Consider the following 11615-nt stretch of genomic DNA (forward strand, 5'->3'; position numbering starts at 1 on the left):
CGCCCGCGCATGACATTTACGCCTTCAGCAGGGAGATGAGATGCGCGCCGAGGCGCGCACTGAGCGCCGCAATGGTGAGCGTGGGCGCATTCGCCGTGATGGACGGGAAGACGGACGAGCCAACGATGTAGAGGTTTGGATGGTCGTGGCTCTTCAGGTCCCTGTCGACGACCGAGGTGAGCGGGTCATCTCCCATGCGTGTCGTGCCGCCCATGATCGCGCTGTCAGCGATCGGGCCGAGCTGCTTGATCTGCGTGGCACCGAGTGCAGCCATGAGCTTGTTCTGCACATCGCGCGCGACCGCCAGCCCGCGCGCCGTGTAATCGTCAGACTTGAAGGCGATGTTCGGCCGCGGAATGCCGATCCCGTCCATCTGATCGCTCAGCGTCACGCGATTGTCCGGATTGGGAAGCATTTCGGCAGAGCTGCCAATGATCAGCTCCCGCGCGACGTGCGAACGGACTGCCGCCTTCAGCGCATCGCCGCGCAGGCCCTGTTTGATGAAGGTCGTCGCAGCCTGGAACGGACCGACCGCCCGCGCCCAGCCCTCATTGGAAGGCGAGATGCCGATGGCCGCACGCTCGTTGCGGAAATCGCCGTCCCGAAGCTCGGCAATGCCACCGGTCGAGACCGGTCCGCGATAGGTGAACACGGGATCCCTGGTCAGTCCCTGAATGCCGACATCGATCTGCGACAGCAGATTGCGGCCGACCTGGTCGGAACTGTTCGCCACGCCCGTCGGCGCATTGTCTCCCGTCGAAAGCAGTAGCAGCTTTGGCGTCTCAATAGTATGCGCCGCGATGACCACAATTTTTCCGGTCGCGCTGCCCTCGCTGCGATCCGGGCGACGGTAACGCACTTCGGCAATGCGTTTGTCCGGACCGACGACTAGCTCGTGCACCACGGCCTGCGGCTCGACATGCGCGCTGGCGCGCTCCGCGATGGCGAGATGATGCGTCGCGTCGTACTTCGCCTGGATGGGGCAGATCGGCACGCAGCTCGCATTGCCGCAGCATTGCGGGCGGCCATCCCGCCACACCGAATTGCGCGCCTGTGGAAATGGCAACACCGAGTAGCCGAGCGCCTTGGCAGCGATGCCGACCTGCTTGTCGGCATAGGTCATGGGGATCGGTGGCATCGGAAACGACTTTGAGCGCGGCGCGCCGAAATCGGCGGTGTCGTCGCCCGCGACGCCGATCTCTTCCTCGGCGGCCTGATACCACGGCTCCATGTCGCCATAGGCGATAGGCCAATCGACGCCGACGCCGAACTTCGAGTGCATCTTGAAATCGTTTGGCCGGAACCGCGCGGCGAGCCCGCCCCAGTGCCACGTGGTGCCGCCGACGATCCTCGCCTGCTGTCCCCTAAAGGTGTCCGGCCCAGCCTCGACATAGTAGGCGGAGAAGTCGGATTCTTCCGGCTGCGGCGCATAGGGCTGGTCGGGGTAAGGCGAATTCTGGCCCTTCGCGGACGAGTACTGGAATCGTGTCACAGCGGTGCCGCGATCGACGCGCGGTCCCGCCTCGAGGAACAGCACGCTGAAGCCTGCTTTCGCGATAGCCGCGCCGGCAAGCGCCGCGGCTACGCCTGAACCGACAAACACGACATCGGCGGACGCCGGCGCGGTCATTCGGAAAACCGTCCGGGCGGCGGTGCGTTCGCCCACGCGCCAAAATTCGTGTCGCATCGCGTCGGCGGCTTGGTGTAACCGCAGGCATGCCAGACGAACGCATCGAGATAGGTAAGGACGCGTTCTTCCGAGCCGTGCATGATGCTACCCGTATACCAGGCTTGGATGAGCGATTCCGACAGCGGTTTCAGCCCCGCCGACGCAACCGCGCTGTCCCATTCTGTCTCGGGCTGTTCTGTCACGATCGCATGCAGTTTTCCGAGATCGGCGGCGTCAGCGGAGAATGCCTGCAGGAACAATTCCGGAAGCGTGGCGTCGCTCGGCGACATGCCCGTCAGTATGCCTGTCAATTCGCGAAACGCGCCGAGGTCGATCGCGCTGCTCAAGGCGACCTGGCTACGGGCCGCGGCGGGCAATCCGAAGAATGCGGCGAGCGTCGAGACGGCAATGAGAAGCTCGCGTCGCCGCACTGTTGCCGGCGCAGAATGATGCGGCGCCGGCTCACCTACCTGCTTGGGCAGACGCGCATCGTCACTGCCAGCCATCGGTACCCTCGAGGCGAGCCTCTGCTGAAACAACGAGGCCGCACGCTTATCTGAAGCTACGGCTCAATCTGAGCTTGGTCAATCGACCCTTTCAAGCTCAGAACAGTCGAGCCAGAGAGCTCCACATTTGAGATCAAAAGCGCCGCTTGGGCCTGACTTTGCACGCGGCGACCTATCATGCGGTGGTCGTCCTCAGGAGGGGATAGCTAAGCCGTCGGCCGGAAATAGCCGATGTCGAGCTTGCCTTGCCACCAAACATGCGGTCCGTCAGGCCCCTCCCCAGCGTTAATCATCGCGCACGTTCCCCCTGATCAGCGCGAAAATCAGCGTGGTGCGATCTCTGCGACGAGATCGTTCGTCGTCTTGACCCCCGCCAAGCCGGCGGCATGGAATTCGTTCATGACGAAGAAAGCGCCGACGCCGCGTGTCGGTGCAATCGCAACATAGAGAAACATCCCTTGCAGGCCGCCGCTCTTCTGGAGGATGAGCGGGCTATGCTCGGTGGGGAGCATGATGACCCATCCGAGACCCATGGCGTCCATCGGGCCGCCGTCATCCAGCCCCACCACCGACGCGAGCCCGTCCCGGTACAAAAAAGCCGCGTGGTTCAAAAGCCGCAGCTCGGCATCGGCCGCAGAAGGCTTGTTCTCGACATGCCAGTTCATCCAGCGCAGCAGGTCGTCCGCGGTCGAGTACAATCCACCGGCGCACTCCATGGCTGTGCTCGTCGGCACGATGGGCATGGCGCTGCCGTCGAAGTTATGGCCCTGCATCAGGCGCGGCTCGTCCTCCGGTCTTGCGTTGAAAACCGTGTCTTTCATGCCGAGAGGATCGAGGACACGCTCCCGAAGGAGCTCGGCATACGGCTTTCCAGAGACATTCGCGAGCGCCGCTCCAAGGAGGTCGTATCCGAAGTTCGAATAGAGAACGGCGGTGCCCGGCGCGAACAGCAGCGGATTGTCCTTGAGGGCGGCAATCTGCGCCTCTTTGGTGTTCGTAGAGAAGGGGTCGGAGGGGGGCGCCTCGGCCACTGGCACCTCCCGCGGAAGGCCGGAAGCTTGCGCGACGAGATCGATCAGGCGAAGGGCGCGGCCATCCTTCTCAGGGAGCGTGACGTCCCAGCCAAGGCGATCCTGCAGCCGGTCGGTGAGCTGTACCTTGCCGTCGATCGCCAGCGAGGAAAGCACACTGCCGCAGAACACCTTGCTCACGGATGCGATGCGGAACATTGTGTCGCCGTCGGGCACTTTTTCACTCCCGTCGGCAATCTTGCCGAAACCGGCCAGGGCCGTCTCGCCGTTGCGCACGGCGCCGAAGATCAGGCCAGGCACTTGGTGGAGAGATACAGGATCGTACCGTTGAACTGCACCGCTTCCGTCAGCAGCTTGTCCTCGGTATGTCCATAAGAGGGAAGGGTGACGGCTGCGATTGCCGTCAAAGCGATGGCCATAAGTCGGCGCGATCGAGACAAACGCATTGCCGAAATCCTTTGAGGAAGCTGCAGAATAAAATCTTCGGAAAAAGGGCCGCCGCGTAGTATCTTACCATCTCTCCAGAAGCAGGAGATGTCAACAGAATGAACCGAAGGGGTAATCGGCGGCGGTAGCGTAGTTTCGGCGGCTATTTGCGCTACAGTCCTGCCGTATTTCTTGTCCTTCGTCAGTTGATCGGGGCTGATCTCTTCATTAGCAAACCGACTCGCGGGTAATTTAGAAGATATGTGAAGCGCCGTCGGCAGGAGGGAGTGCTGTAGCGTCGAACAATTTACAATAGGCGGATCTGCGTCGCGCCAATCGTCGGCGTATGATGAAGACCGGGCAGAAGAGCTGTGGCGGGCCAAGGCCCTAGCTGCGCAAAAAAGACTCGCCGCTGTACCTGCCGCTTGGCCATACATCGCCTTGATGCGTGGCATTTCCCTTGCGCGCTCGGCCGCCGCCTCACACAGCCAAACGCCCCTGCTCCACCTCCGCAGCACCGGGATCCCCCGGCGCCGTCGCCCAGGCCAGTTCGACCAGCGTTACTGTCCGCCTTCCAACCCCGTCGAGCTGGCAGACGATCAGGCCTTGCTCCTCGATATAAGTCAGCAGGCGCCGGGCGCGGCGCAGCGAGTGCGAGCCGTAGGCGCGGGCGATCGCCGCGTCGCTCGGGCAGGGCCAGCCCTCCTTCGCCGCGCGGGCGATCATCATGAACACGCCCTGCATATCCTCGGGCAGCAGCGAGGCGCGCGCCGAGACGTCTTGCCAGGCGTCATCCCCTGCCATGTCGGAGCCGAGGCCGGCGCGGGCGCGCGTCAGCATGCGGCGAAAGGCGGGCAGGTCCGGCACCACCGAGGCGAGGCCTTCTATCCGGCAGCGGACCACGAACTCCTGATAAAGCACGCCGATGACCCGGAAGCCCGCGTCGGGCTGCGCCAGAACGGCGTGCAGGACACGGTCGACGCGCTCACGCCGCTCCGCCAGATCCTCGGCGCTGATCGGCGGCTCCGACGGTTCGGGGCGGATTTCCAGCGCCGCCGACTTCGCCGCCATCAGCTGATCGAGAAGGTCCGGCGACGACCGGCGCTGCGGCCGGACAGTTTCCGGCGGCGGTGCTGCCAGGATGATGGCGCGGGCGTCCTCCAATGCCGCTTCCGGCAGCGGCATCAGCCGCGGGGTGCCGTTGCGCGGACTTGTATCGGTCGGGCCGATGCGCAAGCCGAGCGGACGGCGCGACAGCGCCGGGCCGAGCGCCATGAACTGGCCGCGCTCCAGGTCGCGAAAAGCCTCCGCCTGTCGCCGCTCCATGCCCAAAAGGTCGGCGGCGCGCGCCATGTCGATGTCGAGAAAGGTCCGCCCCATGAGGAAATTGGAAGCCTCGGCGGCGACGTTCTTGGCGAGCTTGGCCAGCCGCTGGGTTGCGATGATACCGGCAAGCCCGCGTTTGCGGCCACGGCACATCAAATTGGTCATAGCGCCGAGCGAGAGTTTGCGCGCCTCGTCGGAAACCTCGCCGGCCACTGCCGGCGCGAACAGCTGCGCCTCGTCCACCACCACCAGCATCGGATACCAGTGGTCGCGGGCGACCTCGAAAACCCGCCGAGGAAGGCGGCGGCGCGCCGCATCTGGTTCTCAGCGTCGAGCCCCTCGAGATTGAGAACCGTCGAGACGCGGTGGATGCGAGCCCGCTCGCCGGCGCTCTGCAGGCCGCGCTCGGTATGCTCCTCGGCGTCGATCACCAAATGGCCGAAACGGTCGCCCAGCGAGACGAAGTCGCCTTCGGGGTCGATGATGGTCTGCTGCACCCAGGGCGCACTCTGCTCCAGCAGCCGGCGCAGCAGATGGGATTTGCCGGAGCCCGAATTGCCCTGCACCAGCAGGCGCGTCGCCAGCAGCTCCTCAAGATCCAGTGCCGCCGGAGCGCCTGCGGTCGTGTGGCCCATCTCGATCGCAACGGTCATGTCTCGACTCTCCTTGAGGAGAGGGCTTATCAACCGCATCACAGCCCGTCGAGCGCCGATGGCCGGCGGCTCGGTGTTGCGCACAGCTCGACGCGGCGCGCGGCGTCAGTTCGTTGACGTAAGCATCACAGGCGCGAGGGGCTGCCGTCTGATCAGGATGATGGCGAAAAAAGCCAGTATGCCGAGCATGCCTGCTGCAGCGGTGAACCAGAGCGATGGCTGGACGCCCAAGCCTGCCATCGCCATCGCAAGGGCAAATGGCGCAAGGACTGAAGAGAACTGACGCGCGGCCGTCACCCAGCCGAGCCGGGCGCCGTAGCGCTCCCGTCCGAACAGTTCCAGCGGCAGCGTGCCGCCGACGATGCTGGCGAGGCCCGAGCCCAATCCAAACAGGATGACGAAGGCGATGGCGCCGGCCACCGACGGTGTCGTCGCCAGCAGGACGACAAGGCCGAGCGGCAACAATGTCGCGCCGATCACCGCGAGCCAGGTCTGCGCAAGCCGGCCGCCGAACAGCATGTTGATCAGCCGGCTTGCCACCTGGGACGGGCCGAAAAGCGTGGTGACGACAAGCCCGGCGGAGCCAAGCCCGAGCGCCGCCGTCAGCGGCACCATGTGAACGAGGATCGACGACAGCACGAAACCCTCGATCGCGAAGCCGCCAAGCATGAGCAGAAACACTCTGCTGCGGTCGCGCGCGGTGAAGGCAACCGGTCCACCCGCCGGGCCGGCGGCAGCAGGTGTCGCCGAAGCGTTTTTGTCCGCCCGACGCGACAGCCGCGCCAGCCAGGCATGGATGGGCAGGCAGATGGCGACATTGATGAACGCAAAGGCCAGATAGACCTCGCGCCAGCTCAGGTATTCGTGCAGTGCTGCCGTCAGCGGCCAGAACAGGGTGGCGAAGCCGGCGATCAGCGTCAGATGGGTGATGCTGCGCTGCGCCCTGGCGCCGCCGATCTGGACGATCGCGACAAAAGCGGCGCTATAGAGCACGAAGGCGGACGCCAGCTCCATCGCCATCAGCGCCAGCACGAAGCTCACCCGGCCGGGTGCTATCGCGCAAGCGACAAGCGCTGCTGCGGCCGCAAGCGAGCCAAAGGCCATCACCCGGCCGGCGCCGAAACGATCGGCCCAGCGCCCGGCTGTCGGCGCAAACAGGCCACCCGCCAGCAGCGACGCCGACAGGGCGCCGAAAACCCATTGTTCCGGCCAGGCAAACTCGAGCGCGATCGACGGCACCAGGATGCCAAAACTGTAATAGAGCGTGCCGTAGCCGATGATCTGCGTCAGCCCCAACGCCCAGAGTGCGGCAGCCGGGATTTTCCGGTCGCTCATGGAGCGGCGATCTCGAGATCGTCGCTGCGCACTGCTGCGATCGCTTGCGTGCTGCCACAGCCGCACCCAGACTTGCCGCTCGCCTTTGCCTTGGCGTCTTCGGCACAGCAGGCATCGACAGCAGCCGGCGCCGGTCCGCCGCAGCAGCCCTGGGACAACGCGCCTGAAAGTGACACCGGCACCGTGCAGACGCCGGTTTTGGGCAACACCAGCTGCACGGCATCGGCGGCAGTCATGTCGCCGGCAAGCGCCGCGGCGACCGAGCGGACCTGCTCATAGCCGGTCAGCAGCAGGAACGTCGGCGCCCGGCCATAGCTTTTGACGCCGACCGTGTAGAAATCGGGCTCGGGGTGGCTGAGTTCGCGATGACCATGCGGCGGGACATCGCCGCAGGAGTGCTCGTTGGGATCGATGAGCGGCCCGAGCGCCTTGACGCCTTCGAGCCATGGATCGAGGTCCAGCCGCAGCTCCCGGGTCAAGGCGAGATCGGGGCGCTGCCCCGTCGCGGCGATGATCCGGTCGACGGGTCCGAGCGTGCGCAATCCGTCTTCTGTCTGGCCTTCGACCATCAGCCGGCCGTCGATCTCGCGAATGGCAACAATGGCAAAGCCCGTGACCAGCCGCACGCGTCCGCTCTCGGCAAGCTGCCGGACATCCGAGCCAAGTTCGCCGCGCGCCGGCAGGGCGTCGGCATCGCCGCCGCCGTAGATGCGGACAAGGTCGGTGCTGCGCGTCACCCATAGTGCCGAGGTGCCGGGCTCGGTTTGCGCGAGCTCCGCCAATTCCAGCAAGGCGTTGGCGGCGGAATGGCCGGCGCCGGCCACCAGTGTCGTGCGGCCCGCATAGAGGTGGCGGTCGCGGCCGAGAACATTTGGTATGCCGTAGGCGATGCGATCGCCAAGTTCCGTCTCGCCTTCGGCCGGCAAGCCGCCGGCACCGAGCGGGTTCGGCGTCTGCCAGGTGCCGGACGCATCGATGACGGCACGAGCGCTGTCCCGGCGCGTGCCGTTCGCCGTTTCGACCAGCAGCATGAACGGCCGCGTCTCCCGCGCCTTGCTCAGAACCTTGTCGGCTCCCCAGCGGGAAATGGCGACAACGCGGGCACTGGTCTCCATCGACGGCGCAAGTTCGGCAAGCTTTGCCAGCGGCGCGAGATATTGGTCGACGATTTCATCCGCTGTGGGGAACGCCTCCGGCTCGGGCATTTGCCAGCCGTGGCTCTCGAGAAGTTTTCGGGCGACCGCATCGACACAATAGCGCCATGGCGTGAAAACCCGGACATGACCCCAATCCCGAAGGTTCGAGCCGACAGAAGAACCAGCCTCGTAAACCCTAACCGGAAGGCCACGGCTGACCAGTTGGGCGGCCGCCGCCAGGCCAACAGGTCCGCCGCCGATGATAGCGATCGGGAGATCGTTTTCAGAAACCATGACACCCCTTCTATGTTTCTAGGATTATAGAAATACCAGTCAAAAAAAGAGTTACGCAGCAGCCTCGCCGACAGCAGGGCCGCATGCGGCATCGGCACAACATTCATCGGCAAGAAAGCCAAGGAGATCGTTCATCACAGGGTAATTGGCACGGCAGATCAGCGTCGTTGCCTGACGTTCCTGGGTGACCAGGCCGGTCAGGATAAGCCGGTGGAGATGATGCGACAGGGTCGACGCAGCGATGCCGAGGGCTTCCTGCAGATAACCGACCGGTCGTCCTGTTTCGCCTGCCCGCACCAGCGTGCGATAAAGATTGAGCCGCGTCGGATTGCCGAGCGCTTCGAGCTGTTTTGCTGCTTGTTCGAGTTTCATGGAAATAACGTAGCGCCGAGACAGCGCCGCGTCAATATTATTCCGAAAATTTTCGAATTAATGCATGTCGCGCAAAAGTGTGCAGCGGTTTTGCGATAACGACATGCATAAAACAAGCAGACGCACCCCCCTCAAATCGACCGCTGATTGACCCGCTTGGCAACCTCTTCGGCGCTTTCGACGCGCTCGGAATAACGATCCGTGAGATAGGCGGACCGATCACGCAGGAGCAGCGTGAACTTCACCAGCTCCTCCATCACGTCGACGATCCTGTTATAGTATGGTGACGGCTTCATGCGGCCAGCCGCGTCGAACTCGTTGAAAGCCTTGGCTACCGACGACTGGTTGGGGATGGTGACCATCCGCATCCAGCGGCCGAGGAGACGAAGCTGGTTGACGGCGTTGAAACTCTGCGAGCCGCCCGACACCTGCATCACCGCCAGCGTGCGGCCCTGCGTCGTCCTGACGCCGCCGGCCGAGAGCGGCAGCCAGTCGATCTGCGCCTTCATCACTCCGGTCATCGAGCCATGCCGCTCGGGCGAGCACCAGACCTGCGCTTCCGACCAGATCGACAGGTCTCGCAGTTCCTGGACTTTGGCGTGCTCGGCCGAGGTCGAATCCGGCAGCGGCAGGCCGGACGGATTGTAGATGCGCACCTCGGCGCCGAGGCGGCGCAAAATGCGAGCCGCCTCCTCCGTCGCGAGCCGGGAGTAGGACCGCTCGCGCAGCGAGCCGTAGAGCATCAGCACGCGAGGTTTTTGGATCGACCGCGGCACATCGAGCAGCGCCTGCAGGTCGATCGGCCGGAACTGGTCTTCGTCGACGTTCGGAAGCGAGTCTTCGGGCACCAGGTCAGGCAACGCGCTTGCCCTGCGCGTCGATGACGACCTCGCCGTCTTCCTTGGTGAACGGCCCGATATCCGGATTAGGCAGGATGTCGAGAACCGCTTCGGACGGCCGTGCAAGCATGGTGCCGAGCGGCGTCACCACGATCGGCCGGTTGATCAGGATCGGATGCGCCAGCATGAAATCGACGATCTCGTCGTCGGTCCATTTGGGGTCACCGAGATTGAGTTCGGCGTAAGGCGTACCCTTCTCGCGCAGCAATTGGCGCGGCGTCATTCCCATCGCCTTGATCAGCTCGACCAGCCGTTCGCGCGACGGCGGGTCTTTCAGATATTCGATCACCTCAGGCTCTTCGCCGGACTGCCGGATGATGGCGAGCGTGTTGCGCGAGGTGCCGCAGTCGGGGTTGTGATAGATGGTGATGGTCATTTCGCGGCTCTCATCTGTCTGATTGGCTTGGGCTCAGCGAGCAGCCATCCTGCCAAGGCCATGGCAAGCAGCGCACCCAGCAGCTCGGCGACGATGAACGCCGGCAGGTCAACTGGACGGATGCCCGCGAAGGTGTTTGACACCGCCCGCGCAATGGCGACTGCCGGATTGGCGAACGAGGTCGAGGCCGTGAACCAATAGGCCGCGGTGATGTAGAGCCCGACCAGCCAGGGGATGGCATCCGAACGGAAGCGAAGGCCGGCCAGAATAGTGAAGACCAGGCCGAAAGCAGCCACCAACTCCGCAATCCATTGTCCGTTTCCGGTCCGCACAGTTTGCGAGATCTGCAGAATCGGCAGTTCGAACATGGCGTGCGCCAGCAGCGTTCCGGCGACGCCGCCGACAATCTGGGCGACGACATAGGCCAGTGCAGCGTTGGCTTCGATTTCGCGCCGCAGCGCAAAAACCAGCGTCACCGCCGGATTGAAATGCGCCCCGGAAATCGGTCCCAGTATAGTGATCAGCACCACCAGGATCGCTCCAGTCGGAAGCGTGTTGCCGAGCAAGGAGAGACCCACATCATCCGTCAGACGATCCGCCATGATGCCGGACCCGACGACCGTCGCGACGAGCATCGCCGTGCCGAGCGCTTCCGCGACGATGCGGCGGGACAGGTCTGCCGCCATGATATCAGCCGGCCTTCGGCAGATCGCGGCCGATTTCATCGAGCCGTTTCTGCAGGGCGAGCTTGTCGATGGTGTTCATCGGCAGGCTGACGAAGATCGAGATCCGGTTGTTGAGCATGCGATAGGCTTCGGCAAAGGCCAGATGCTTTTCGGCGTCGGTGCCGTTCACGGCGGCCGGGTCGGGCACGCCCCAATGCGCGGTCATCGGCTGTCCCGGCCAGACCGGGCAGGCTTCATTGGCCGCGTTGTCGCAGACGGTGAAAACGAAATTCATCTCGGGGGCGCCAGGAGCCGCGAATTCCTGCCAGTCTTTCGAGCGGGCGAAGGACGTGTCGTGGTTGAGGGTTTTCAACAGCTGGAGCGCGTAGGGATGGACCTCTCCCTTCGGGTGCGATCCGGCCGAATAGGCCCTGAACCTGCCGGCGCCGACACGGTTGAGGATCGCTTCGGCGAGGATCGACCGTGCCGAATTGCCGGTGCACAGGAAAAGCACGTTGTATGGGTCATTCATGGGGTGGTCCTCCCTTCTAGCAGTTGCAAGTCACGGCCTGAATGACCGGCTGGCAGAGCTCCGGCGCGCCGTTACAGCAATCCTCCATGAGATAGGCAAGCAGATCGCGAAAGCCGGTCATGTCGGCAACGTAGCGGATCGTCCGGCCGTCGCGCTCGGCGCGGACCAGGCCGGCATGGTCGAGAACCTTCAGATGCGCCGACATGGTGTTCTGCACCGCACCGAGGCGCGCGGCGATCTCGCCGGCTGGCACACCGTCCGCGCCCGCCCGCACCAGCAGGCGAAACACTTCGAGCCTGGTGTCCTGACCAAGCGCTGCCAATGCGAGAAGAGCGGCGTTCTTATCCATATATCCTAAAATCCGGAACTATCGATGTATATGGCCGGTATGTGAC

General features: G+C 64.2%; 12 protein-coding genes and 1 pseudogene. All 13 read right to left on the minus strand.

Annotated elements, in window-relative coordinates; genetic code table 11:
* Positions 1 to 16: 16 nt before the first annotated feature.
* Positions 17 to 1630 (minus strand): GMC family oxidoreductase, encoded by a 1614-nt coding sequence (locus tag X738_RS63815; RefSeq protein WP_023800498.1) that lies wholly within the window; start codon positions 1628 to 1630, stop codon positions 17 to 19.
* Positions 1627 to 2175, minus strand: coding sequence for a sugar dehydrogenase complex small subunit (locus X738_RS63820; RefSeq protein WP_023800499.1), 549 nt, complete (start codon positions 2173 to 2175; stop codon positions 1627 to 1629). Before X738_RS63820 ends, X738_RS63815 begins: the two co-directional genes overlap by 4 nt.
* Positions 2176 to 2498: 323 nt before the next feature.
* Complete coding sequence (gene ampH / locus X738_RS63825) at positions 2499 to 3506, minus strand: D-alanyl-D-alanine-carboxypeptidase/endopeptidase AmpH (protein ID WP_245277722.1); 1008 nt, start codon at positions 3504 to 3506, stop codon at positions 2499 to 2501.
* Positions 3494 to 4087: a hypothetical protein gene (locus tag X738_RS87210; RefSeq protein WP_245277723.1), complete on the minus strand. Its 594-nt coding sequence runs from the start codon at positions 4085 to 4087 to the stop codon at positions 3494 to 3496. The genes ampH and X738_RS87210 overlap by 13 nt, the downstream gene beginning before the upstream one ends.
* Before the next feature lie 25 nt (positions 4088 to 4112).
* A pseudogene (locus X738_RS63830) lies at positions 4113 to 5611 on the minus strand (helicase HerA domain-containing protein).
* A gap of 105 nt (positions 5612 to 5716) precedes the next feature.
* Entirely contained in the window at positions 5717 to 6946 is a 1230-nt protein-coding gene (gene arsK, locus X738_RS63835) for an arsenite efflux MFS transporter ArsK (RefSeq protein WP_023800500.1), read from the minus strand.
* Positions 6943 to 8376 (minus strand): NAD(P)-binding protein, encoded by a 1434-nt coding sequence (locus X738_RS63840; RefSeq protein ID WP_023800501.1) that lies wholly within the window; start codon positions 8374 to 8376, stop codon positions 6943 to 6945. The genes arsK and X738_RS63840 overlap by 4 nt, the downstream gene beginning before the upstream one ends.
* Positions 8377 to 8427: 51 nt before the next feature.
* Positions 8428 to 8748: an ArsR/SmtB family transcription factor gene (locus X738_RS63845; RefSeq protein WP_023800502.1), complete on the minus strand. Its 321-nt coding sequence runs from the start codon at positions 8746 to 8748 to the stop codon at positions 8428 to 8430.
* Positions 8749 to 8879: 131 nt separating this feature from the next.
* On the minus strand, positions 8880 to 9608 hold the full coding sequence (arsH, locus tag X738_RS63850) for an arsenical resistance protein ArsH (RefSeq protein ID WP_023800503.1): 729 nt from the start codon (positions 9606 to 9608) through the stop codon (positions 8880 to 8882).
* The gene (arsC, locus tag X738_RS63855) at positions 9601 to 10023 is read right to left on the minus strand and encodes an arsenate reductase (glutaredoxin) (RefSeq protein ID WP_023800504.1); all 423 of its coding nucleotides are present in this window, start codon (positions 10021 to 10023) and stop codon (positions 9601 to 9603) included. Before arsC ends, arsH begins: the two co-directional genes overlap by 8 nt.
* Complete coding sequence (locus X738_RS63860) at positions 10020 to 10709, minus strand: aquaporin (protein ID WP_023800505.1); 690 nt, start codon at positions 10707 to 10709, stop codon at positions 10020 to 10022. Before X738_RS63860 ends, arsC begins: the two co-directional genes overlap by 4 nt.
* Positions 10710 to 10713: 4 nt before the next feature.
* The gene (locus X738_RS63865) at positions 10714 to 11220 is read right to left on the minus strand and encodes an arsenate reductase ArsC (protein WP_023800506.1); all 507 of its coding nucleotides are present in this window, start codon (positions 11218 to 11220) and stop codon (positions 10714 to 10716) included.
* A gap of 16 nt (positions 11221 to 11236) precedes the next feature.
* Entirely contained in the window at positions 11237 to 11569 is a 333-nt protein-coding gene (locus tag X738_RS63870; protein WP_023800507.1) for an ArsR/SmtB family transcription factor, read from the minus strand.
* Positions 11570 to 11615 lie beyond the last annotated feature (46 nt).

The sequence above is a fragment of the Mesorhizobium sp. L48C026A00 genome (assembly GCF_000502375.1).
GTDB lineage: Bacteria > Pseudomonadota > Alphaproteobacteria > Rhizobiales > Rhizobiaceae > Mesorhizobium > Mesorhizobium muleiense.